This is a genomic window from Marinobacterium sp. NO-S09 (genome assembly GCF_059179545.1).
Map to the genome: position 1 here is coordinate 2,199,158 of NZ_CP168954.1, position 22,787 is coordinate 2,221,944.

General features: G+C 55.9%; 20 protein-coding genes. 11 read left to right on the forward strand and 9 right to left on the reverse strand.

What is annotated here, in order from left to right; genetic code table 11:
* Positions 1-47 precede the first annotated feature (47 nt).
* Genes O3C79_RS10170 through O3C79_RS10205 form a run of 8 tightly spaced genes read right to left on the reverse strand, consistent with a single transcriptional unit; the run spans position 48 to position 9,425 of the window.
* Positions 48-1,736, reverse strand: a complete 1,689-nt coding sequence (locus O3C79_RS10170; protein ID WP_494383022.1) for an AMP-binding protein — start codon at positions 1,734-1,736, stop codon at positions 48-50.
* 53 nt (positions 1,737-1,789) lie between these two features.
* Positions 1,790-2,368: a peroxidase-related enzyme gene (locus O3C79_RS10175; protein ID WP_494383023.1), complete on the reverse strand. Its 579-nt coding sequence runs from the start codon at positions 2,366-2,368 to the stop codon at positions 1,790-1,792.
* 47 nt (positions 2,369-2,415) lie between these two features.
* On the reverse strand, positions 2,416-3,324 hold the full coding sequence (locus O3C79_RS10180) for a hydroxymethylglutaryl-CoA lyase (RefSeq protein WP_494383024.1): 909 nt from the start codon (positions 3,322-3,324) through the stop codon (positions 2,416-2,418).
* Positions 3,324-5,318: an acetyl/propionyl/methylcrotonyl-CoA carboxylase subunit alpha gene (locus O3C79_RS10185; RefSeq protein ID WP_494383025.1), complete on the reverse strand. Its 1,995-nt coding sequence runs from the start codon at positions 5,316-5,318 to the stop codon at positions 3,324-3,326. The genes O3C79_RS10180 and O3C79_RS10185 overlap by 1 nt, the downstream gene beginning before the upstream one ends.
* A gap of 3 nt (positions 5,319-5,321) precedes the next feature.
* On the reverse strand, positions 5,322-6,122 hold the full coding sequence (locus O3C79_RS10190; RefSeq protein WP_076463725.1) for an enoyl-CoA hydratase/isomerase family protein: 801 nt from the start codon (positions 6,120-6,122) through the stop codon (positions 5,322-5,324).
* 25 nt (positions 6,123-6,147) lie between these two features.
* The gene (locus O3C79_RS10195) at positions 6,148-7,758 is read right to left on the reverse strand and encodes a carboxyl transferase domain-containing protein (RefSeq protein WP_494383026.1); all 1,611 of its coding nucleotides are present in this window, start codon (positions 7,756-7,758) and stop codon (positions 6,148-6,150) included.
* 56 nt (positions 7,759-7,814) lie between these two features.
* Positions 7,815-8,981 (reverse strand): isovaleryl-CoA dehydrogenase, encoded by a 1,167-nt coding sequence (locus tag O3C79_RS10200; RefSeq protein ID WP_494383027.1) that lies wholly within the window; start codon positions 8,979-8,981, stop codon positions 7,815-7,817.
* A 39-nt stretch (positions 8,982-9,020) separates the two neighbouring features.
* The gene (locus tag O3C79_RS10205) at positions 9,021-9,425 is read right to left on the reverse strand and encodes a MerR family transcriptional regulator (RefSeq protein WP_029510959.1); all 405 of its coding nucleotides are present in this window, start codon (positions 9,423-9,425) and stop codon (positions 9,021-9,023) included.
* Between the two features lie 298 nt (positions 9,426-9,723).
* Between O3C79_RS10205 and O3C79_RS10210 the strand changes: the two genes are divergently transcribed.
* The 6 genes from O3C79_RS10210 to hemH all read left to right on the forward strand — a co-directional run bounded on the left by O3C79_RS10210 (position 9,724) and on the right by hemH (position 15,927).
* Positions 9,724-10,545 (forward strand): ABC transporter ATP-binding protein, encoded by an 822-nt coding sequence (locus O3C79_RS10210; protein WP_417532759.1) that lies wholly within the window; start codon positions 9,724-9,726, stop codon positions 10,543-10,545.
* Complete coding sequence (locus O3C79_RS10215; protein WP_076463718.1) at positions 10,542-11,252, forward strand: ABC transporter ATP-binding protein; 711 nt, start codon at positions 10,542-10,544, stop codon at positions 11,250-11,252. Before O3C79_RS10210 ends, O3C79_RS10215 begins: the two co-directional genes overlap by 4 nt.
* Before the next feature lie 49 nt (positions 11,253-11,301).
* Positions 11,302-12,501, forward strand: a complete 1,200-nt coding sequence (locus O3C79_RS10220) for an ABC transporter substrate-binding protein (RefSeq protein ID WP_494383028.1) — start codon at positions 11,302-11,304, stop codon at positions 12,499-12,501.
* Positions 12,502-12,608: 107 nt separating this feature from the next.
* Complete coding sequence (locus O3C79_RS10225; RefSeq protein ID WP_494383029.1) at positions 12,609-13,496, forward strand: branched-chain amino acid ABC transporter permease; 888 nt, start codon at positions 12,609-12,611, stop codon at positions 13,494-13,496.
* A gap of 13 nt (positions 13,497-13,509) precedes the next feature.
* Positions 13,510-14,436, forward strand: coding sequence for a branched-chain amino acid ABC transporter permease (locus O3C79_RS10230; protein ID WP_076463715.1), 927 nt, complete (start codon positions 13,510-13,512; stop codon positions 14,434-14,436).
* A gap of 405 nt (positions 14,437-14,841) precedes the next feature.
* Positions 14,842-15,927: a ferrochelatase gene (gene hemH, locus O3C79_RS10235; protein ID WP_494383030.1), complete on the forward strand. Its 1,086-nt coding sequence runs from the start codon at positions 14,842-14,844 to the stop codon at positions 15,925-15,927.
* Between the two features lie 40 nt (positions 15,928-15,967).
* Here the strand turns inward: hemH and O3C79_RS10240 are convergent, their stop codons facing one another.
* Positions 15,968-16,876, reverse strand: a complete 909-nt coding sequence (locus O3C79_RS10240; RefSeq protein ID WP_010322021.1) for an AraC family transcriptional regulator — start codon at positions 16,874-16,876, stop codon at positions 15,968-15,970.
* 205 nt (positions 16,877-17,081) lie between these two features.
* Between O3C79_RS10240 and O3C79_RS10245 the strand changes: the two genes are divergently transcribed.
* The 5 genes from O3C79_RS10245 to mmsB all read left to right on the forward strand — a co-directional run bounded on the left by O3C79_RS10245 (position 17,082) and on the right by mmsB (position 22,715).
* Positions 17,082-18,575 carry a CoA-acylating methylmalonate-semialdehyde dehydrogenase gene (locus O3C79_RS10245; RefSeq protein WP_076463707.1) on the forward strand — a complete coding sequence of 498 codons (1,494 nt, stop codon included), beginning with the start codon at positions 17,082-17,084 and terminating at the stop codon, positions 18,573-18,575.
* Positions 18,576-18,663: 88 nt separating this feature from the next.
* On the forward strand, positions 18,664-19,818 hold the full coding sequence (locus O3C79_RS10250) for an acyl-CoA dehydrogenase family protein (protein ID WP_010322023.1): 1,155 nt from the start codon (positions 18,664-18,666) through the stop codon (positions 19,816-19,818).
* Positions 19,819-19,844: 26 nt separating this feature from the next.
* Positions 19,845-20,621 carry an enoyl-CoA hydratase gene (locus O3C79_RS10255; RefSeq protein WP_494383031.1) on the forward strand — a complete coding sequence of 259 codons (777 nt, stop codon included), beginning with the start codon at positions 19,845-19,847 and terminating at the stop codon, positions 20,619-20,621.
* Positions 20,622-20,633: 12 nt separating this feature from the next.
* Entirely contained in the window at positions 20,634-21,731 is a 1,098-nt protein-coding gene (locus tag O3C79_RS10260; RefSeq protein ID WP_494383032.1) for an enoyl-CoA hydratase/isomerase family protein, read from the forward strand.
* A gap of 90 nt (positions 21,732-21,821) precedes the next feature.
* Entirely contained in the window at positions 21,822-22,715 is an 894-nt protein-coding gene (mmsB, locus tag O3C79_RS10265; protein WP_494383033.1) for a 3-hydroxyisobutyrate dehydrogenase, read from the forward strand.
* Positions 22,716-22,787: the final 72 nt, after the last annotated feature.

Consider the following 22,787-nt stretch of genomic DNA (forward strand, 5'->3'; position numbering starts at 1 on the left):
GCCGGCACAGGGCCGGCGTTGTCCTCCTGGGTAGGCATCAGGCCTGATCAGTCATCCAGGCCCAGTTCAGCAATGGAGATTTCACGCATTTTGAATTTCTGGATCTTGCCGGTCACCGTCATCGGGAATTCCTGCACAAACTTGAAGTAGCGCGGGATCTTGAAGTGGGTGATCTTGCCCTTGCAGAATTCGCGCAGGTCCTCAGCGCTGACTTCATCAGCATCGCCGTGCAGCTTGATCCAGGCGATCAGTTCCTCACCGTATTTCTTGTCCGGTACACCGGTTACCTGTACTTCGGATACGGCGGGGTGGGTGTAGAGGAATTCTTCGATCTCTTTCGGGTAGACGTTTTCGCCACCACGAATGACCATATCCTTGATACGGCCCACGATCTGAATGTAACCCTCATCGTCCATGGTGGCCAGGTCGCCGGTGTGCATCCAGCCCGCCTCGTCGATGGCATCGGTGGTGGCGTGCTCGTTGTTCCAGTACTTCAGCATCACACTGTAGCCACGGGTGCAGAGTTCACCGATTTCACCCCGCGGTACGATCTGGCCGGTACCCGGGTCAACCACCTTGCTCTCAAGATGCGGTTGGGTGCGGCCAACAGTGGATACACGCTTTTCGATGCTGTCATTGGCGCCGGTCTGGGTCGATACCGGGCTGGTTTCCGTCATGCCGTAAGCGATCTGTACTTCGGACATGTTCATCTTGTTGATCACCTGCTTCATCACCTCGGTGGGGCAGATGGAGCCGGCCATGATGCCGGTGCGCAAGGTGGAAAGATCGAAGCTTTCAAATTCGGGGTGGTCCAGTTCGGCAATGAACATGGTCGGTACGCCGTAAAGTGCGGTGGCCTTCTGTGAGTGAACGGCTTTCAGCACGGAGGTGGGTTCAAAGCCTTCGTCCGGGTAGATCATGGCAGCGCCGTGGGTTACGCAGCCCAGGTTGCCCATCACCATACCGAAGCAATGGTACAGGGGGACCGGGATCACAAGACGGTCTTCACTGGTGAAGCCCATGCTTTCAGCAACAAAGAAACCGTTGTTGAGAATGTTGTGATGCGACAGGGTGGCGCCTTTTGGGAAACCGGTGGTGCCGGAGGTGTACTGGATGTTGATCGCTTCATCGAACTGCAGGGTAGCTTGCAGGTCAGCCAGGTCCTTTTCGGGTGTCTGCTCGGCCTGCTCCATCATGTCCGCCCAGCGCCACATGCCGGCATGCTTCTCGCTGGAGAGGTTAATCACGCATTCCAGTTCCGGCAGTTTCTGCGACTTGAGTTTGCCCTCGGCGGAGGCTTTTAGCTCCGGTGCCAGCTCATACAGCATGCCGCGGTAATCGGACGACTTGAAGCTGTCGGCAGTGATCAGGAAGCGGGCGCCGGACTGGTTCAGGGCGTACTCCAGCTCATGGGTACGATAGGCCGGGTTGATGTTGACCAGAATGGCACCGATTTTGGCGGTAGCGAACTGGGATACCGTCCACTCGGAGCAGTTGGGCGACCAGACACCGACGCGGTCACCTTTGCGTACACCCAGCGCCATCAGGGCGCGGGCGCACTGATTGACCTGTTGCTGCAGCTCGCGGTAGCTCCAGTGAATATCCTGATGCAGCACGATAAGGGCATCGTTATCCGGGTATTGATTGGCGATCTCATCAAATTTGTCGCCAATGGTCATGCCGATCAGCGGCTTGTCGGCAGTGCTGCTGGTATAGCTTGGAAGTGTGTTGCTCATCGTTATGACTCCAATTTTTTGTTGTTATCCAGTCTGATGACAAAGTGAACCGGTTAGCGGAAGCGGGCGTGATACTCGGGATTCGGCTGCATATCTACTGCGCTGGCGACGCGATTGGTCATGTTGTAGAAGCCGGCTACGTTGGCGATATCCCAGATGCCGCGCTCACTGAAGCCTGCATCACGCAGCACCTGGCGGTCATCTTCGGTGATCTCGGCCGGGCTGACGGTCAGTTTGTGGGCGAAGTCGAGCATCGCACGCTGGCGCGGTTCCAGCTCAGCGACGCGATAATTCATCACCATCAGCTCACCCAGAGCGGGGTCACCGGAGTATTCGCGAACGGCGGCGCCATGTGCTGTGAGGCAGTAGTAACAGTTGTTGTTGGAGGAGACCACCACCGCGATCATCTCGCGCTCCAGTGGCGTCAATTCGCTTTCGCCAAACATCAGTTCGTTGTAAAAGCGGGTAAAAACCTCGAACTGCGCCAGGTTCTGGCTATAGGCGGTCAATACATTGGGCACCATGCCCAGTTTTTCATCGCATTTGCCGAAGTATTTCTGCACGTCTTCGGGCAGTTGATGCCGCTCGGGGATGGGCAGATCCAGGGCGGTAATATGATCGGGCTGTGACATCCTGTGTTCCCCTTTTTATCGTTATGCGGGCGTTGTATCAAAGCACTTTATTGATTGCATTCGCCCAATGCCTGGGCGACTTTTGAGCCGTTATGACGGCCCAGCTCTCGGGTAATCCAGTGACCGGTGTCAACTACAGCCTGAAGGTTGATCCCGGTTTTGATGCCCAGGCCTTCGAGCAGATAGAGCACATCTTCTGTGGCAACGTTGCCGGACGCGCCCTTGGCGTAGGGGCATCCCCCCAGACCAGCGGTTGAGCTGTCGATCACGGCGACGCCTTCCTCAAGTACGGCGTAGAGGTTGGCCAGCGCCTGTCCATAGGTATCATGAAAATGAGCCGCGATGCGATCCATGGGCACCTCTTTCGCGACCGCTTCAAGCATCTGTTTGGCTTTCAGCGGTGTACCCTTGCCGATGGTGTCACCCAGGGAAACTTCATAGCACCCCATATCCATCAGGGCGCGGCTGACAGCCGCAACCTGGGCGGGCGCTATATCACCGGCATAGGGACAACCGAGAACGGTAGAGACATAACCACGGACACGAATACCGGCGGCCTTTGCCTGCTCCATTACGGGGACAAAACGCTCAAGGCTTTCGGAGATGGAACAGTTGATGTTTTTTTGCGAGAACGCCTCGGAGGCGGCGGCAAAGACCGCGACCTCCGGGGTGTTGGCGGCAATGGCGCCCTCCAGCCCCTTCAGGTTGGGCGTCAGGGCGGAGTAGGTGACGCCCGGTCGACGGTCAATCCCGGCCATTACGGCCGCCGCATCGCCCATCTGCGGCACCCACTTGGGTGAGACAAAACTGGCCGCTTCGATGTGTGACACGCCAGCGTTCGCCAGTCGGTTGATCAGTTCCACCTTGGTTTCGGTAGGAATGATCGGCCCCGGCTCATTCTGCAGGCCATCGCGCGGGCCAACCTCAACAATACGAACCTGTTGCGGAAAGCTCATCAGGCAGCCTCCTCATCGTCCAGATCAACCGAGATCAGCTCGGCGCCTTCGGACACCAGGTCGCCTTCGGCAAAGAAGATCTCGCTGACCGTGCCAGCAGCCGGTGCCTTGATGGAGTGCTCCATCTTCATCGCTTCCATGATCACCAGGGTCTGGCCGGCTTCAACCACATCACCAGTCTTGACCAGTACCGCGACCACAGAACCGTTCATCGGTGCCTGCAGGCCACCTTCGCTGGCCTGATCTTCCAGACCATATTGCTCACGGTGCTGGGCACAGTGGAAGGTTTCGCCTTCATGGAACAGCACCAGCTGGTCCTGATGCAGGTCGCCGCAGATGCTGAAGCGGTGTCCATTAACCGTGGCCTGCAGGCGGTCATCATCCAGGCTTGCGCGCACGTTGTAGCTGCTGTCACCGATGCAGATCTCGTAGTGATCATCCTGCTCCAGAATGCTGAGCTGATGCTGAATATCATCGCTGAGCAGCGTCATAGGGCGCGCATACTGTGAATTCAGGCGCCAGCTGTTCTGCCGTGCGAAGGGGGAGAAGGGGTCTGCCGGTAAGGTCTGCTCGGCCTTGCTGCGCAGCAGGAAGAAGCAGGCGCTCAATACCAGCCCCAGATTCTCGTCCAGTTGCGCGGGCGGGAACAGCAGGTCTTCATGTTTGCCAATGAAGCCTGTATCCAGGTCTTCTTCGCGGAAGGGGGCAGAATCAGCCAGCGCATGCAGGAAGCGGATGTTGGTCTTCACGCCGCTTATGCGATATTCCTCAAGTGCCTGCACCATTCGGTTGATAGCACGCTCGCGGTTGTCGTCCCAAACCACCAATTTGGCGATCATCGGGTCATAATGGATGCTGACTTCGTCACCCTCAACCACGCCGGTATCGACACGCACATGGGTATTTTCATCGGGCGTACGCAGGTAACGCAGAGTGCCGGTAGCCGGCAGGAAGTCGTTATCCGGGTCTTCCGCATAGATACGGGCTTCCAGTGCATGGCCACGCAGGCGGATCTGATCCTGCTGAAGCGGCAGGGCTTCACCGTTGGCGACACGCAGCTGCCATTCAACCAGGTCCTGACCAGTGATCATTTCGGTCACCGGATGCTCCACCTGCAGGCGTGTGTTCATTTCCATGAAGTAGAAAGAACCATCCACGTCATAAAGGAACTCCACGGTGCCAGCGCCAACGTAGTCGATCGCCTGGGCCGCACGCACAGCCGCTTCACCCATCGCCTTGCGGGTTTCTTCGCTCAGACCGGGAGCGGGGGCTTCTTCCAGTACCTTCTGGTGACGACGCTGCACTGAACAGTCGCGCTCGGCCAGATAGACGCCGTTGCCCTGGCTATCGCAGAACACCTGAATCTCCACGTGACGCGGCTGGGTCAGGTATTTCTCGATCAGCATATCCGGGTTGCCGAAGGCATTTTTGGCTTCACGCTGGGCAGCAGCCAGGGCTTCGTCGAATTCGGACATGGCTTCAACCACGCGCATCCCCTTGCCGCCGCCGCCAGCAACGGCTTTCAGCAGCAGCGGGAAGCCGCATTTTTCGGCTTCTGCACGCAGCAGGTCAGGAGATTGGTCATCGCCATGGTAGCCCGGTACCAGCGGTACGCCGGCATCCTGCATGATCGCCTTGGCGGCGGACTTGGAACCCATGGAGGCGATGGCTGATGCGGGTGGGCCTATGAAGACAATGTTGTTTGCTTCGCAGGCCTCGGCAAAATCGGTATTTTCCGACAGGAAACCGTACCCGGGGTGAATCGCCTGAGCGCCGCTGGTCTTGGCGACTTCAATAATCTTATCTGCACGCAGGTAACTTTCACTGCTAGGCGCCGGGCCCAGCAGGAAAGCTTCATCGGCCATGGCAACATGACGGGCGTGGCGGTCGGCCTCGGAATAGACGGCAACGCAACGAATACCCAAGCGGTGAGCTGTTTGAATAACCCTGCAGGCGATCTCGCCACGGTTGGCAATCAGAATCTTGTTAAACATGACTTATTCCTCGATCCAGTTCGGTGTGCGCTTGCCCAGGAAAGCACTCAGACCTTCCTGACCTTCTTCACTGACACGGATATCGGCAATGCGGTGGGCCGTGTCATCGATGACCGACTGGTCAATGGGTTTCTGGCTGACGGCGAAAATCAGATCCTTGGCGGCATTCATGGCCTGAGGGCTGTTACGACGCAGCTTGGCAATGAAGCGGTTGCAGGCTTCGTCGAGCAGATCAGCATCCGGAACCACCTCATGGACCAGGCCGGCATCGGCTGCAATTCTGGCGCTGAAGGGCTCGGCGGTCAGGAAGTAGCGTCGGGACAGACGCTCACCGATTGCCTGGACTACATAAGGACTGATGACGGCCGGGATGAGGCCGATCTTCACTTCGCTCAGGCAGAACGAGCTCTGCTCGGTGGCGATGACGATGTCACAGCAGGCGGCAAGGCCTACGGCGCCACCGTAGGCGGCCCCCTGTACCAGACCAATGGTCGGCTTGCTCAGGTTGTTCAGCACTTCCATCAGGCGGGCCAGCTGACCGGCGTCTTCAAGGTTTTCCTGATGGCTGTTCTGAGCCATCCGCTTCATCCAGCCAAGGTCAGCCCCGGCTGAGAAGTTGCGTCCGTTGGAGCGTAATACCAGCACCCGCACTTCAGGGTTACGGTCGGTAGCTTCCAGGGCCTCGATCAGTGCTGCAATGATGCTGTCGTCAAAGGCGTTGTGAACCTCTGGACGGTTCAGCGTCAGTGTCGCGACGCCCGCGGCGGATACCTCCAGCAGTACAGTGTTATTGTTATTTTCCATAGCGCTTTCCTTTATATGGCAGCGGTTACATGCGGAAGACGCCGAAGCGGGTCTCTTCGACCGGCTTGTTCAGTGCGGCGGACAGGCCCATGCCGATAACATCACGTGTCTGGGCCGGATCAATGACGCCGTCATCCCAAAGGCGAGCGCTGGCATAATAGGGATGGCCCTGATGCTCGTAAGTATCGATAATCGGCTTTTTGAAGGCGGCTTCCTCTTCCGCCGGCCATTCTTCACCCGCACGTTCCATACCATCACGCTTGACGGTCGCCAGTACACCCGCGGCCTGCTCGCCACCCATCACGGAGATACGGGCGTTAGGCCACATCCACAGGAAGTTGGGGCTGTAGGCACGGCCACACATGCCGTAGTTGCCGGCACCGAAGCTACCGCCAATCAGAACGGTCAGCTTGGGTACATTGGCGCAGGCAACCGCAGTCACCATCTTGGCACCGTGTTTGGCAATACCCTCGGATTCGGCTTTCTGACCGACCATGAAGCCGGTGATGTTCTGCAGGAACAGGAGAGGGATCTTGCGCTGGCAGCACAACTCGATGAAGTGAGCCCCTTTCTGGGCGGAATCACCGAACAGGATGCCGTTGTTTGCCACAATACCGACCGGGTAGCCATGCACATGGGCGAAGCCGGTAACCAGTGTTGTCCCATAGTACTTTTTGAATTCGTCGAATTCAGAACCATCGACGATACGGGCGATCACTTCACGCACATCGAATGGTTTGCGCAGGTCGGTACCCACAATGCCGTACAGCTCATCAGCAGAGTAGAGCGGTGCTTCGGGTTTGCGCAGGTTGAGGTCGTTCAGCTGCTTGCGGTGGTTCAGGTTCTTCACACAGTCACGGGCGATCTGCAGGGCGTGCTGATCGTTCTCGGCATAGTGATCGGCAACACCGGACGTTTTACAGTGCACATCGGCACCGCCCAGGTCTTCAGCGCTGACCACTTCACCGGTGGCCGCTTTTACCAGCGGCGGGCCGGCCAGGAAGATGGTGCCCTGGTTGCGTACGATGATGGACTCGTCAGCCATGGCCGGCACATAAGCGCCACCGGCAGTACAAAGTCCCATTACGACGGCGATCTGCGGAATGCCCTTGGATGACATGCGTGCCTGGTTGAAGAAGATGCGTCCGAAGTGATCACGGTCCGGGAATACATCATCCTGACGCGGGAGGTTGGCGCCACCGGAGTCGACCAGGTAGATGCAGGGCAGGTGGTTCTGTTCAGCAATTTCCTGCGCACGCAGGTGCTTCTTAACGGTAACCGGGTAGTAGGTGCCGCCTTTAACGGTCGCGTCGTTGGCTACGATCATGCACTCAACACCACTGATACGGCCAATACCGGTAATGATGCCGGCAGCCGGTACGTCTTCTTCATAGACGTCGTAACCGGCCATCTGTGACAGTTCGAGGAAGGGGGAGCCTTCATCGATCAGCGCGTTGATACGTTCACGGGGCAGCAGTTTGCCGCGAGACAGGTGACGTTCCTGATACTTGGGGCCACCGCCCTGTTCAATCTGCGCGATCTTGTCACGCAGGTCACCAACAGCGGCGTCCATGGAGTCATGGTTGGCGCGGAACTCGTCCGAGCGCGGATTTACTTTGCTATGCAGTTGAGTCATCGAAAGGCTCCTCGCTGTACCGGGCAGGCGTGCTGCCCGGCAACGTTGGATTATTCTTATTTGTTGAGGAACAGCTCGCGGCCGATCAGCATGCGACGGATTTCAGAAGTACCGGCGCCGATCTCGTAGAGCTTGGCATCACGCAGCAGGCGACCAGTCGGGAATTCATTAATGTAGCCGTTGCCGCCCAGCAGCTGGATGGCATCCAGTGCGACCTTGGTGGCCATTTCGGCAGAGTAGAGGATGGCACCGGCCGCATCCTTGCGAGAGGTCTCGCCGCGGTCCGCTGCCATGGCCGCCATATATACATAGGATTTGGCGGCATTCATCTGGGTGTACATGTCGGCAACCTTGCCCTGTACCAGCTCGAACTCGCCGATGGCCTGGCCAAACTGCTTACGGTCACGGATATAAGGAACCACAATATCCATGGCTGCCTGCATGATGCCCAGCGGACCGCCGGACAGTACCAGGCGCTCATAGTCGAGGCCGCTCATCAGGACTTTTACGCCGCCATTCAGTTCGCCCAGAATGTTCTCCTTGGGTACCTTTGCGTCCTGGAATACCAGCTCACAGGTGTTGGAGCCGCGCATCCCCAGCTTGTCCAGTTTCTGTGCCTGACTGAAACCTTCGGTATCACGTTCAACGATGAAAGCGGTGATGCCTTTGGGGCCGGCTGCCGGTTCGGTTTTGGCATAGATAACATAGACGTTGGCATCCGGGCCGTTGGTGATCCACATCTTATTACCGTTCAGCACATAGTGGTCACCGGCATCACGGGCGGTGAGCTTCATGGACACTACATCGGAACCGGCATTAGGTTCTGACATGGCCAGTGCACCGATATGTTCGCCGCTGATCAGTTTGGGCAGGTACTTGGCACGCTGCTCGTCATTACCGTTGCGGTGAATCTGGTTCACACACAGGTTGGAATGAGCACCGTATGAAAGACCGACAGATGCTGAGGCACGGCTGATCTCTTCCATGGCGATGACGTGGGCCAGGTAGCCCATCTCGACACCACCCCATTCTTCCTTGACGGTAATACCCAGCAGGCCCATGTCGCCAAACTTTTGCCAGAGATCGTTGGGGAAGGCGTTTTCCTGGTCGATCGCTTCCGCACGGGGTGCGATTTCCTGGGCTGCGAAGCTGTTGATCTGCTCGCGCAGCATATCGATGGTATCGCCCAGTCCGAAGTTCAGTTCAGAGTATGCAGAGATCATCTAGTCCACCTTTATTGTTATTGGGCCGATGCCAGGGGCTTATTCGGCTGTCATCTGTTTCTTGCTTTCGAGTTCGCTCAGGGCTTCCAGGCAACGCGATTCGGCGTTATCAAGCTCCAGTTGCACCATGGCGATGTCCTTTAGCTGCTGTTCCAGCTCGGCACGCTTGCCGTTAATCGTCTTCAATAGCAGTTGCAGCTGCTTTTCACTGCCGCTCAGGGAGTCATCCCAGAGATCAAACAGCTCGCGTGTCTCGGCCAGTGAGAAGCCCAGACGTTTGCCGCGCAGAATGAGTTTCAGGCGAACCCGGTCCTTGCTGCTGTAGATGCGTGTCTGGCCCCGGCGAGAAGGGTGTAACAAACCCTGATCCTCATAGAAGCGGATGCTGCGGGTTGTTACATCGAACTCGGCGGCAAGTTCACTGATTGAGTAGGTCTTGCTTATCAAGGCTGCAATCCTGTTGTGATCGTTTTTACCGAGGCTAAATGAAGTTTACGTTAACGTAAAGTGTCACTCGGGCTTTTTTTAGCCCGTCCAATTATTTTTAAAATAGTATAAGTGCTTGTATTTTAATGCATTTATAGTGATTTAAAGGCATCTAAACTGTGCGTATTAGACCAAAGTAGTAATTGTATTCCCCTAGGGTAAATTGCTAGTTTGCATTCGTACCTTACGTGAAGGTAAAAAATTCGACGCCAAGTGCGAAAGCCAGCATAAAAACAACAAGAGGCTTGGTTTACACATGAGTGCAGACTACGTTCTCGAGACCCGTAACCTTATTAAAGCGTTCAAGGGTTTCACCGCGGTCGACGACGTTAACCTCCAGGTGACGCGCGGCCATATACATGCCTTGATCGGCCCTAACGGTGCCGGCAAGACAACCGTATTCAACCTGTTGACCAAGTTTTTGACGCCGACCTCCGGCCAGATTCTGTTCAACGGCAAGGATATTACTGACATGAAACCGGCTGCCATTGCGCGTGCTGGTGTCATTCGCTCCTTCCAGATTTCTGCTGTGTTTCCGCATCTGACTGTGCTGGAAAACGTACGCATCGCGTTGCAACGCAAGGAAGGCAACAGTTTCCATTTCTGGCGCCCACAATCGGTTCTGAATAAGTTGAACGATCGTGCCGTTGAGTTGCTGGATTCTGTCGGCCTGGCCGAGTTCGCTGATGCACAAACGGTAGACCTTTCCTACGGTCGCAAACGTGCCCTGGAAATCGCCACAACACTGGCACTTGAGCCTGAACTGATGCTGCTTGATGAGCCAACGCAGGGGATGGGCCACGAAGATGTGGGCCTGGTGGCCGACCTGATCAAGAAGGTGTCCAAGGATCGCACCATTCTGATGGTCGAACACAACCTGCATGTGGTCTCCAAACTGGCAGATCGCATCACGGTTCTTCAGCGTGGCGCCATTCTCACCGAAGGTGATTATGCAACGGTTTCGGCTGATCCGCGTGTGCGTGAAGCTTATATGGGTACCGCAGCCAGTGAAGAACAGGACCGCTTGAACGCTGAAGCGGCGGCTGAAGAGGCACGCAAGGAGGAAGTACAGGCATGAGCACGCACAGGGAAAAACTGCGTATCGACGATCTGCACGCCTTCTACGGTGAGTCACATATCCTGCATGGCATCGATATGACGGTGATGCAGGGTGAGCTGGTGACACTGCTGGGCCGTAACGGTGCCGGCCGTTCCACCACGCTGCGTGCGATCATGAACATGGTCGGTCGCCGTACCGGTTCCATCAATATTAACGGTAACGAAACCATCAATATGCCGGCGCACAAGATTGCGCACCTGGGTCTGGGCTACTGTCCGGAAGAGCGCGGCATCTTTTCCAGCTTGAATGTGGAAGAGAACCTGCTGCTGCCGCCTTCGGTTCGGTCTGACGGCATGAGTGTTGATGAGCTCTATGAGATGTTTCCCAACCTCTACGAGCGTCGTTACAGTCAGGGTACCCGCCTTTCCGGTGGTGAGCAGCAGATGCTGGCCCTGGCACGCATTCTCCGCTCTGGTGCCAACATTCTGTTGCTTGATGAGATTACCGAGGGTCTGGCTCCGGTTATCGTGCAGAAGTTGGGCGAGGTTCTGGTCAAGCTGAAGGAGCGTGGTTTGACCATTCTACTGGTGGAGCAGAACTTCCGTTTTGCTGCCCCAATTGCCGACCGTCACTACGTCATGGAACACGGTCATATTGTCGAGGAAGTCCATGCTCACGAGCTGGAAGCCAAGACTGAGCTCCTGAATACCTACCTGGGCGTCTGACGCCTGTGCAAGAGATATAAAAATAACAATGCTCGACAGGAGAGTATCGATGAAAATGATGAAGAAAACCCTGCTGGCTGCTTCCGTTGCTGCTGTTGCCTCTTCCGCTGCTCTGGCCAACGTCTCTGATGACAAGGTCAAGATCGGCGTACTGGCTGATATGGGTGGCACCTACGCAGATATCTGTGGCCAGGGCTGTGTTATTGCAACACAAATGGCTGTTGAGGACTTCGGTGGTACCGTTTTGGGTAAACCTATCGAGGTGGTTAGTGCGGATGATCAGCTGAAGCCGGATGTCGGCTCTGCCATCGTACGTAAATGGATTGAGAACGAGCAGGTTGATGCCGTGGGTGGCATGGTATCGTCCGCAGTAACCGGTGCGGCGACAAAGGTAACAACAGATGCCAAGAAGATCGCGCTGATCTCAACCTCCGCATCCAATGCGTTCACCACCAAGCAATGCTCACCGTACAACGTGCACTGGACTTATAACGTAGTAGCCCTGGCCAAGGGTACCGTTAAGCCGATGGTAGAAGCGGGCAAGAAGAAGTGGTTCTTCATCACCGCAGACTATGCCTTCGGTCATGCGCTGGAAGGTGTAGCCTCCAAGGTTATCAAGGAGAATGGCGGTGAAGTGGTTGGTGCAGCTCGTGCACCTCTGGGTACTACCGACTTCTCTTCCTATATTCTTCAGGCTCAGTCATCCGGTGCTGATGTAGTGGCACTGGCCAACGCAGGTAACGATACCGTCAACTCACTGAAAGCGGCTTCTGAGTTCGGTCTGACCCAGATGATGGATGTTGCCGGTCTGCTGGTATTTACACCGAATGCCCAGGCGATGGATCCGAACGTGGCAGGCGGTATGCGTACCACCACCGGTTTCTATTGGGATCTGGATGATCAGACTCGCGAGTGGAGCAAGCGCTTCATGGAGCGTTCTGGTTCCATTCCGGCGATGGGTCAAGCAGGTGCCTACTCCATGACCATGCATTATCTCAAGGCTGTAGAGGCTGCTGGTACTGATGACTCTGATGCCGTCATCAAAAAAATGAAAGAGATGAAGCCGGACGACTTCTTTGCCCGCAATGCTACCCTCCGTGCCGACGGTCGTATGGTTCACGACATGTACTACGTCGAAATCAAGAAACCGGATGAGCGTCGTGACGATAACGACATCTTCAAGGTTGTGAGCACGATTCCGGGTGACCAGGCGTTTGCACCCATGCTGCCTGAGTGCAACTTTAAATAAAAATAAGAGATAAACCGCTTTAACAAAGGTCGGCCACTGCCATTCGGGCAGTGGTGCGGGCCTCTGCGGCCCAAAGAAGGGCAAAGCGGCGTGAACGGGACAAGGCTATGGCGACTTTTCTTGGAATCAACCTCTTCGGTTTGTTCGGCCAGTTATTGGTCGGCCTGATCAACGGCTCCTTTTATGCACTGCTCAGCCTGGGGCTGGCAATCATCTTCGGTCTGTTGAAAATCATCAACTTTGCTCAGGGTGCCATGTACATGCTGGGCGCGTTCGCTGCCTATCTGGCGCTGCAATATATGGGCATCAATTATTGGGCAGCCCTGGTGCTGGTTCCTCTGGCAGTAGGTCTTGTCGGTATATTGATGGAACGGTTCCTGATCCGTCCCATCGCCAATGAAGATCATCTCTACAGCTTGCTGCTGACATTCGGTTTTGCGCTGATGCTGCAAGGTATCTTTACCCATCTTTATGGTTCTTCAGGCCTGTCGTATCGCATTCCTGAAGCCCTTAGCGGCGGCACCAAACTGCCGTTCATGTATCTGCCGGATTACCGTGCCTGGATCATCTGTGCTTCGGTTGTGGTTTGTGGCCTGACCTGGTGGATGATCGAGAAAACCAAACTGGGCGCCTACCTGCGTGCCGGTACTGAAAACCCGCAGCTGATGCAGGCATTCGGTATCAACGTACCGCTGATCGTAACGCTGACCTTTGGCTTTGGTGTAGGCCTTGCAGGCCTGGCCGGTGTCCTGGCGGCTCCTATCTACTCGGTATCACCCGATATGGGCTCCAACCTGCTGATCGTAGTATTCGCCATTGTGGTTATCGGTGGCATGGGCTCCATCGGCGGCGCCATTCTGACCGGTCTGGGTATGGGTGTCATAGAAGGTTTGACCAAATATTTCTACCCGGAAGCATCCAACACAGTGATCTTCCTGGTGATGGTGATTGTCCTGCTGCTCAAGCCCGCAGGTCTGTTCGGCAAAGAAGCCTGAGGGGGATGTCATAATGAAAATCAATAAAGTCTACGTCGTACTCTTGCTTCTCGCGCTGGTAGCACCGTTCTTCCTGTATCCGGTGTTTCTGGCAAAACTGCTCTGCTTCGCACTGTTCGCCTGTGCATTCAACCTGATGCTGGGCTATGTGGGCCTGCTGTCCTTCGGCCACGCAGCCTTCCTGGGGACCGGGGGTTATATCACCGGCTGGCTGATGATGAACTCGGGCATGACGCCTGAGCTGGCTATCCTGCTGGGTACTGTGTCCGCCGGCGCCCTGGGCGCCATCTACGGCAAGCTGTCGGTGAAGCGTGAAGGTATCTATTTCGCCATGGTGACCCTGGCGCTGTCACAGCTGGTGTTCTTCATCTATCTGCAGGCGCCTTTCACTGGTGGTGAAGACGGTATGCAGGGTGTGCCCCGCGGCAACCTGTTTGGCATGATTGATCTGTCCGACAACATCAACATGTACTACTTCGTACTGGCGGTGTTCCTGTTCGGCTTCTGGTTGATCCACCGCACCATCCACTCGCCGTTCGGCCAGGTACTCAAAGCGATCCGTGAAAACGAACCGCGTGCAGTTTCCCTGGGCTACAACGTCAACGACTACAAGTGGGTAGCCTTCACGATCTCTGCTGCGCTGGCAGGTCTGGCAGGCTCTACCAAAACACTGGTCTTCCAGCTGGCATCTCTGACCGACGTGCACTGGCACATGTCCGGCGAGGTTGTACTGATGACGCTGGTTGGCGGTGTAGGCACCATTCTGGGTCCGGTTGTGGGCGCTGGTGTCATTGTAACAATGCAGAACTACCTGTCCGGCGGTGAACTGGGTAACTATCTGCACATCATCATGGGCTTCATTTTCGTGGTCTGTGTACTGGCGTTCCGTAGCGGTATCGTCGGTGAGTTCCAGAAAGTCTGGAAACGTAACTTCGGCTAATCCTTTATCGTCGAGCCATTCGCCTGTCGGAGATGCCCCCGGCAGGCGTTTTTTCGTTTTAAGGAATCTATGAACAAGTCTATAGCGCCTCAGCGTGGCCTGAAGTGTTCAGATACAAGGCGAGCTTTGCAGGTAATGGCCGTAGCCCTTGGCAAAAAGCTCAACACCGTAGGTGGACACTTCGGGCCACGCCCTTCGGGGCTTGCAGGCCGACACACTCTCCGTGTTGTACTTTTTTGACGTAGCACCACTACGCCTGCAAAAGTCCGCCTTGAGATTGCGCCGGCCTGTAAGCCTGAGATGCCATGGACTTATTCATAGCTTCCTGGTTGATCCGCTTGGCCCTTGGCGGCGTATACCCTAAGATGCGTCAATCAAACGTCTTTGCCGGCCTAAGGAGTCAAAATGGGGTATCGCGGGGTAGAAGGGTTTCAACACGATCAGCAGGATCTGACCGGTATTCTGATTACCAACCTGGGCACACCGGATGAGCCGACCACGCCCGCATTGCGCCGTTACCTGAAAGAATTCCTCTGGGATCCTCGTGTAGTGGAGGTGCCGCGTCCGATCTGGTGGTGCATTCTCAATGGCGTTATTCTCAATATTCGCCCCCGCAGGTCGGCTGAAGCCTACAAAACCGTATGGACTGAAGAGGGATCGCCCCTCATGGTGCATACCCAGAATCAGTGCACCGCCTTGCGCGAGCGCTTGCAGGCCCGTTTTGGCGAGAATGTGATGGTTGAATTTGCCATGCGCTATGGCAATCCCTCCATTGCCAGCACGATTGACCGTATGCAACAGGCAGGTGTGCGTCGTCTGTTGGTGCTGCCCCTATACCCGCAATACTCCGGTGCAACCACGGCATCGACCTTTGATGCGGTTGCGGAAGATTTTCGCAAGCGCCGCTGGCTGCCCGAGCTGCGCATGGTCAATCATTATCATGACTACCCGCCGTACATTGAAGCGCTGGCTGCATCGGTTGAACGCTTTTGGGAGCAGCATGGGCGCGCCGATAAGCTCCTGATGTCCTACCATGGTGTGCCCAAGCGTTACCTGTTACAGGGTGATCCCTACTTTTGCGAATGCCATAAAACCAGCCGCTTGTTGGCTAATCGTTTAGGTCTGGGGGAAGGTGAGTGGATGACCACCTTCCAGTCGCGTTTTGGCCGTGAAGAGTGGTTGAAGCCTTACACCGATCACACCCTGAAATCGCTGCCAAAAGAGGGCGTAAAATCGGTACAGATCGTGTGCCCGGGGTTCTCGGCCGACTGCCTGGAGACCATTGAAGAGATTGGCGAAGAAAATCGCGGATACTTTATGGAGGCGGGTGGTGAGCAATATGACTATATTCCTGCCTTGAATGCGGAATCCATGCACATTGATGCACTGGAAAGCCTGGTGGCCGAGCATGTTCAAGGCTGGGATCTGGCCGCCGAAATGGATGGGGCAGAGCGTAAGGCGCATGCTCATGCCAAAGGCGCCAAGCAGTAATGGATGCGTGAGGGTGGTTTAGCCCTCGCGTCTCTTCAGATTAGTCTTCAGTGTAGGAAGATCGTCCCAGACGCATTTCACGATAGCGTGTGGGCGATATACCCATCATTTTCCTGAAGATGCGCGAAAAATAGTAGGCATCTTCATATCCCACCGCCCAGGCAATCTCCTTGATGCCCTTGTTGGTTACATCCAGCAAATGACAGGCACGCTCTATTTTCAGCTGGATAAAATGGTTGATCGGCGTGGTGCCGGTCAGGGTTTTGTATTTCTTGATGAAATGAAATTTCGACAGGCTGACGGCGGCGGCCAGTGTCTCCACGTCCAGTTGCTCGTGTAAACGTGTTTGCATCAGACTGTGTACTTTTTCCAGGTCCAGTGCCTCTTCCTGTTGCTGGCGTGCCAGCGGGCGCAGGAGCGCAATATGTGTCAGCAGCTGACGCAGCTGATTGGCGCTGTGAAGATAGGAAGCAAGATGATGGCGAGCCTGACGTGCGTCGAGCAGGGCTTCAAAATCGGTCACCAGGCGGGAATGAATCCCCAGTGACAGCACAGGTGAATCACCTTCGGTTTCCAGTTGATCCAGAAAATCCTGTGCCAGGCTGCCATCAAAATGGATCCAGTAGATACTCCAGGGGTTTTTTTGCTCCGTCCAGTAATGGTGAGGCGTATTGCGTGGCAGCACGATCAAGTCGCCAGGCCTGATGATGCGGCGCTTGCCTTTTTCTCCGTACTCCAGTTTGCCGGCCCCCTCAAGACAGTAGATCAGCAAGTAGTCATCATGTTGCTCGCGCTGCATGGCATGGCCGCGTGCCAGCTGATAATAGCCGACGCCGAGTGGATACAGCTGCTCACTGAGTGGATGCTCGCGCAGGCGTGACACCATCTTGCGTGGCAACACGAAGCGAATGCTCTCGGAAGGCAGTGGCCAGCTGGATGGAGTGCTCATATGCCGTACACCTTTGGTCTTAGGTACTAGTAAAAACCCCTATTGGGCAGCAATATAGTCCATCATGTTCGCAAGATTATCAATCCGTGGCGATGGAGGGCTGTGTTACAAAATGGTCAACGAATTAACGTTAACGTAAACAAGAGCTGCTGCTGCAGCTGTTAACCGATAACAACAATAAATTTTGACTACAAAGGTGAAGCAAATGACTCAGCATGTACCCCTCCTGATCGGTGGTGAATTCGTTCAGAGTGAAACCAGCCAGTGGCTGCCGGTGACCAACCCTGCGACTCAGGAAGTACTGGCCCAGGTTCCTTGTGCCACTGCCGACGAGGTAGAGCGTGCTGTCGAAACCGCCAAGGAGGCTTTCGAGAGCTGGAAGGAAACATCCATCGGTGACCGTGCTCGCCTGATGCTGCGCTACCAGCACCTGCTGAAAGAGCATCACGACGAACTGGCCGAGCTGCTGGCCCAGGAAACCGGTAAAACCTTTGAAGATGCCAAGGGTGATGTGTGGCGTGGTATCGAAGTGGTTGAGCATGCCTGCAACATCGCGTCACTGAGCATGGGCGAAACCGTTGAGAATGTGGCTCGCAAGATCGATTGCTACAGTATCACCCAGCCGCTGGGCGTGTGTGTCGGTATTACGCCATTCAACTTCCCGGCCATGATTCCTCTGTGGATGTTCCCGATGGCCATCGCCTGCGGTAACACCTTTGTCCTTAAGCCGTCCGAGCAGGATCCGCTGACGCCGATGCGTCTGGCAGAACTGTTCAAGGAAGCGGGTGCGCCGGATGGTCTGCTGCAGGTCGTACACGGTACCAAAGATGTGGTGAACCAGCTGCTGACGCACAAGGATACACCGGCTATCTCCTTCGTCGGCTCCGTGAACGTCGGTGAGCATATCTACCGCACCGGTACCGATCACATGAAACGCGTGCAGGCATTCGCCGGTGCCAAGAACCACATGGTCGTGATGCCGGATGCGTCCAAGAACCAGGTGATCAACAACATCGCCGGTGCGTCTGTCGGTGCCGGTGGTCAGCGCTGCATGGCGATCTCCGTCGCCGTGTTTGTCGGTGAAGCTCGTGAGTGGATCCCTGAAGTGCGTGATGCCCTGGCCAAAGTGCGTCCGGGTGCATGGAATGACCCTGAAGCCGGTTATGGTCCGCTGATCAACCCGCAGGCGCGTGAACGTGTCCTGAGCCTGATTCAGGAAGGCAAGGATGCAGGTGCTGACTGCATTCTTGATGGCAGCGAGTGCGTGGTTGAAGGTTACCCGGATGGTAACTGGGTTGGCCCGACCATGTTCCGCAATGTGACCCGTGACATGTCGATCTACCAGGAAGAGATTTTTGGTCCGGTCCTGATTGCACTGGAAGTGGACAGCATTGAAGAAGCGATCGCGCTGATCAACGAGAACCCCTACGGTAACGGTACTTCCATCTTCACGTCTTCTGGTGCAGCTGCTCGCAAGTACCAGCACGAAATCAAGGTCGGTCAGGTCGGTATCAACGTACCGGTGCCGGTGCCGCTGCCGATGTTCTCCTTCACGGGTTGGAGAAAATCCTTCTACGGTGATCAGCACGCTTACGGCAAGCAGGCGGTCAAGTTCTACACCGAAACCAAGACGGTTACGGCTCGCTGGTTTGAAGACGACATCGCTTCTGGTCCCAACATGACCATCCAGTTGAAATAAATCGCTATTTAATAACCGAGTCATGGTGCTGCCGTAATCCGGCAGCCCATGGCCATAAAAACAATAATAAGCGTGTCCGAGGTATGGAATGGATTTTGAGCTGAACGAAGATCAAATTGCCTTTGCCGATATGGCGCGGGCGTTTGCACAGAATGAACTGGAGCCTCATGCCGGTGAATGGGATCAGCAAGCGATCTTCCCGGTTGAAGTGCTGCAGAAAGCGGGTGAGCTGGGCTTTTGCTCCCTTTATACGCCCGATGAGGTGGGTGGTCTGGGTCTGAGTCGCCTGGATGCCAGCATCATATTCGAACAACTGGCCATGGGCTGCACCTCTACCACTGCCTACATCACCATTCACAACATGGTGAGCTGGATGGTGGCAAGCTTCGGTGGCCCTGCCGTGATTGAGCAGTGGGCTGAAGGCTTGGCCAGTGGCCAGTTGCTGGGTTCCTACTGCCTGACTGAGCCCAATGCAGGCTCTGATGCTGCGTCACTGAAAACCAGTGCACGCCTGGAAGGCGATCATTATGTGCTGAACGGCAGCAAGATCTTCATCTCCGGTGCCGGCGATACAGATGTGCTGGTGGTGATGGCTCGTACCGGTGGTGAGGGTGCTGCCGGCATTTCAGCGTTTGCCGTAGATGCCAAGGCTGACGGCATCAGCTATGGCCGCAAGGAAGACAAAATGGGCTGGAATTGCCAGCCGACCCGCATGATTACCTTCGAAGACGTTCGTGTACCGGCTGAAAACCTGCTGGCACAGGAAGGTGAGGGCTTCAAAATTGCGATGAAAGGTCTGGATGGCGGGCGTATCAATATCGCTACCTGCTCGGTAGGTACGGCGCAGCAGGCGTTGAACAAGGCCACTGAATACATGCTGGAACGCAAACAGTTCGGCAAGCGACTGGCCGATTTCCAGGCGTTGCAGTTCCGTCTGGCGGACATGCAGACTGAGCTGGTTGCCGCGCGTCAAATGGTGCGCCTGGCCGCCAGTAAGCTGGACAATGGTCATGCCGATGCCACCACATACTGTGCCATGGCCAAGCGTTTCGCCACGGATGTGTGCTACAACATTTGCGACGAAGCACTGCAGTTGTATGGCGGTAACGGCTATATCAAGGAATACCCGATGGAGCGTTATCTGCGCGATACCCGTGTGCATCGTATTCTGGAAGGCACCAATGAAGTCATGCGTCTGATTATCTCTCGCCGTGTACTGGCGGAAGGTGCTGCTGAGCTGTAAACCGAATTTGAATGGAGAGCAGGGAAATGTCTGAACCGATTCGAGTAGAAAAGCGTTGTCATGTTGCACTGCTGACCATGAACAACCCGCCGGCCAACACCTGGACCGCGGATAGCCTTAAGGCACTGGTCAGTATTGTTGAAGAGCTGAATGCAGATCGCGATATCTGGAGCCTGGTATTGACTGGTGAAGGCGAGAAGTTTTTCTCTGCCGGTGCTGATCTGAAACTCTTTGCCGATGGCGATCGTGCGGTTGCCGGTGATATGGCGCGCCTGTTTGGTGAAGCCTTTGAAACCCTGAGCCGTTTCCGCGGTGTGTCCATTGCGGCCGTAAACGGTTTTGCCATGGGTGGTGGTCTGGAAGTGGCCCTGGCCTGTGATCTGCGTGTGGCTGAAGCTCAGGCGCAGATGGCCCTGCCGGAAGCGAAAGTCGGCCTTTTGCCCTGTGCGGGCGGTACCCAGAATCTGACCTGGCTGGTCGGTGAAGGCTGGTCTAAGCGCATGATCCTGTGCGGTGAGCGCGTGAAGGCGGACAAGGCGCTGGAAATTGGCCTGGTTGAAGAAGTGGTCGAGCAGGGCCAGGCGCTTGAGCGTGCGCTGCAGCTGGCTGAACAGGTGGGTGAGCAGAGCCCGTCTGCGGTAGCAGCCTGTAAGAAACTGATTCAGTCCGGTCGCAGCCGTCCGCTGGACCAGGGTTACATCATTGAACGTGAGCTCTTCGTCGATCTGTTCCATACCGAAGATCAGCGTGAAGGGGTCAATGCCTTCCTTGAGAAGCGCAAGGCTGAATGGAAGAACCGCTAACAGGAGCCAGACATGAGCTGTGTACTCTTTACCGAACACGCGACCAAGGATGGCCAGATTATTGGTGAAATCCGTCTCAATGCGGAAAAGTCACTGAATGCGCTGACGCTGGAAATGATCGATCTGATCCAGCCCAAGCTGGATGCCTGGCGCGACGACAGCAATGTGGTTGCGGTCCTGCTGGACAGTGCCGGTGACAAGGCGTTCTGTGCAGGGGGCGACATCGTCAACCTGTACAAATCCATGGTTGCCAACGACAGCGATTTCCCGGAGCAGTTCTTCACCCGTGAGTATCGTCTGGACTATGCGCTGCATACCTATCCAAAGCCGATTATCTGCTGGGGCAGTGGCATTGTCATGGGCGGTGGCATGGGGCTGATGAATGGCTGCAGTCACCGTGTGGTCACGGAAACTTCGCACCTGGCCATGCCGGAAGTCACCATTGGTCTGTACCCCGATGTGGGCGGCAGCTGGTTCCTCAACCGTATGCCGGGCGGTACTGGCTTGTTCCTGGGTCTGACGGGTAACCCGATCAATGCGGCTGATGCGTTGTATCTTGGCCTGGCTGACCGGGCGCTGAAATCGGATATGCGTGAGGGGATGTTGGAGCGTTTGCAAAGCGAACACTGGGGCGATGATGCCGGTGGTGTTGTCAGCCGTGTGCTGCGCGAGCTCGAAGACGAGTCCCGCGCTACGTTCGACGAGATGGCCGCACCGATTCGGGCGCACGAAGCGCTGATACGTGAAGTGACTGACCATGACTCTGTTGAAGAGATGGTGGAAGCACTGCAGGCGATTGAGTCGGATGACAAGTGGGTCAAGCGTGCTCAGAAGGCGATCACACACGGTAGTCCTCTGTCACTTAAATTGATTCACGAACAGCTGCGTCGCTGCCGTCACATGTCACTGCGCGAGGTGTTCCAGAACGAACTGGTGCTGTCCGTGCAGTGCTGTCGCCACCGTGAACTTCAGGAAGGGGTGCGTGCCTTGTTGATCGACAAGGATGGCAAGCCGCAGTGGACGTTCCCGGCTGTTGATGAGGTGGAAACCGAATTCCTCAAAGGCTTGTTTGAGTCACCTTGGGAAGCACATCCGCTGGCTGATCTTTGACAGCCAGTTCGAAACGGGCAGAGGCGGGCCTGCGAGGCCTGCCGATACACATTTACGATTTACCGCATAATAAAAACAAGGATACTCATTATGGCGACTATCGCATTCATCGGCCTGGGTAACATGGGCGGCCCAATGGCAGCCAATCTGGCCAAGGCCGGTCATACCGTAAAAGCATTCGATCTCTCTCCCAAAGCACTGGAAACCGCAGCTGAACAGGGCTGTCAGGTTGCCGATAGTGCCCAGGATGCCGCCACCGGCGCTGACTTCGTAATTTCCATGTTGCCGGCTGGCAAACACGTCCAGGGCTTGTATGTGACCGGTGAACAACCCCTGTTCGATCTGTTGGGTAACGATGCTCTGGTCATCGACTGTTCGACTATTGATGCCGAAACCGCACGTAGCGTGGCAGCTGCCGGTGCCGAAAAGGGCGTAGGCTTCATTGATGCACCGGTATCTGGTGGTGTGGGTGGTGCTCAGGCGGGCACGCTGACCTTTATCGTCGGGGGTACCGATGCGCAGTTCCAGAAGGCGCAGCCGATTCTGGAATGCATGGGCAAGAATATCTTCCACGCCGGCGACCACGGTGCCGGGCAGATCGCCAAGGTCTGCAACAACATGCTGCTGGGCATTTTGATGGCCGGTACCTGTGAAGCGCTGAACATGGGTGTTAAGAATGGCCTGGACCCGAAAGTCCTGTCGGACATCATGAAGCAGAGCTCAGGCAACAACTGGGCGCTGCAGGTGTACAACCCGGTTCCGGGTGTGATGGATGGCGTTCCGGCTTCACGTGACTACCAGGGCGGTTTCCAGGTCGATCTGATGTTCAAGGATCTGGGTCTGGCCATGGAAGTCAGCCAGCAAAGCGCGTCAGCTACGCCCATGGGCTCTGCCGCACGTTCACTCTTCAACCTGCACAAGTCTGCCGGTAACGGTGGCCTCGACTTCTCCAGCCTGATCAAACTGTATCAGGACGCTGAATAATACCGGCGCTGTTGCAGTTAACAGCTGAAGCCGGACCTTGGGGCAGCCCCGCACGGGCTGCCCGCTATAACA

Bases quoted from the DNA above. Each gene is read 5' to 3' on its own strand.
- O3C79_RS10170 (WP_494383022.1), bottom strand. From the start codon at position 1,736: ATGAGCAACACACTTCCAAGCTATACCAGCAGCACTGCCGACAAGCCG.
- O3C79_RS10240 (WP_010322021.1), bottom strand. From the start codon at position 16,876: ATGAGCACTCCATCCAGCTGGCCACTGCCTTCCGAGAGCATTCGCTTC.
- O3C79_RS10185 (WP_494383025.1), bottom strand. From the start codon at position 5,318: ATGTTTAACAAGATTCTGATTGCCAACCGTGGCGAGATCGCCTGCAGG.
- O3C79_RS10175 (WP_494383023.1), bottom strand. From the start codon at position 2,368: ATGTCACAGCCCGATCATATTACCGCCCTGGATCTGCCCATCCCCGAG.
- O3C79_RS10220 (WP_494383028.1), top strand. From the start codon at position 11,302: ATGAAAATGATGAAGAAAACCCTGCTGGCTGCTTCCGTTGCTGCTGTT.
- O3C79_RS10225 (WP_494383029.1), top strand. From the start codon at position 12,609: ATGGCGACTTTTCTTGGAATCAACCTCTTCGGTTTGTTCGGCCAGTTA.
- O3C79_RS10195 (WP_494383026.1), bottom strand. From the start codon at position 7,758: ATGACTCAACTGCATAGCAAAGTAAATCCGCGCTCGGACGAGTTCCGC.
- O3C79_RS10255 (WP_494383031.1), top strand. From the start codon at position 19,845: ATGTCTGAACCGATTCGAGTAGAAAAGCGTTGTCATGTTGCACTGCTG.
- hemH (WP_494383030.1), top strand. From the start codon at position 14,842: ATGGGGTATCGCGGGGTAGAAGGGTTTCAACACGATCAGCAGGATCTG.
- O3C79_RS10190 (WP_076463725.1), bottom strand. From the start codon at position 6,122: ATGGAAAATAACAATAACACTGTACTGCTGGAGGTATCCGCCGCGGGC.
- O3C79_RS10200 (WP_494383027.1), bottom strand. From the start codon at position 8,981: ATGATCTCTGCATACTCTGAACTGAACTTCGGACTGGGCGATACCATC.
- O3C79_RS10215 (WP_076463718.1), top strand. From the start codon at position 10,542: ATGAGCACGCACAGGGAAAAACTGCGTATCGACGATCTGCACGCCTTC.
- O3C79_RS10210 (WP_417532759.1), top strand. From the start codon at position 9,724: ATGAGTGCAGACTACGTTCTCGAGACCCGTAACCTTATTAAAGCGTTC.
- O3C79_RS10250 (WP_010322023.1), top strand. From the start codon at position 18,664: ATGGATTTTGAGCTGAACGAAGATCAAATTGCCTTTGCCGATATGGCG.
- O3C79_RS10245 (WP_076463707.1), top strand. From the start codon at position 17,082: ATGACTCAGCATGTACCCCTCCTGATCGGTGGTGAATTCGTTCAGAGT.
- O3C79_RS10230 (WP_076463715.1), top strand. From the start codon at position 13,510: ATGAAAATCAATAAAGTCTACGTCGTACTCTTGCTTCTCGCGCTGGTA.
- O3C79_RS10260 (WP_494383032.1), top strand. From the start codon at position 20,634: ATGAGCTGTGTACTCTTTACCGAACACGCGACCAAGGATGGCCAGATT.
- O3C79_RS10180 (WP_494383024.1), bottom strand. From the start codon at position 3,324: ATGAGCTTTCCGCAACAGGTTCGTATTGTTGAGGTTGGCCCGCGCGAT.
- mmsB (WP_494383033.1), top strand. From the start codon at position 21,822: ATGGCGACTATCGCATTCATCGGCCTGGGTAACATGGGCGGCCCAATG.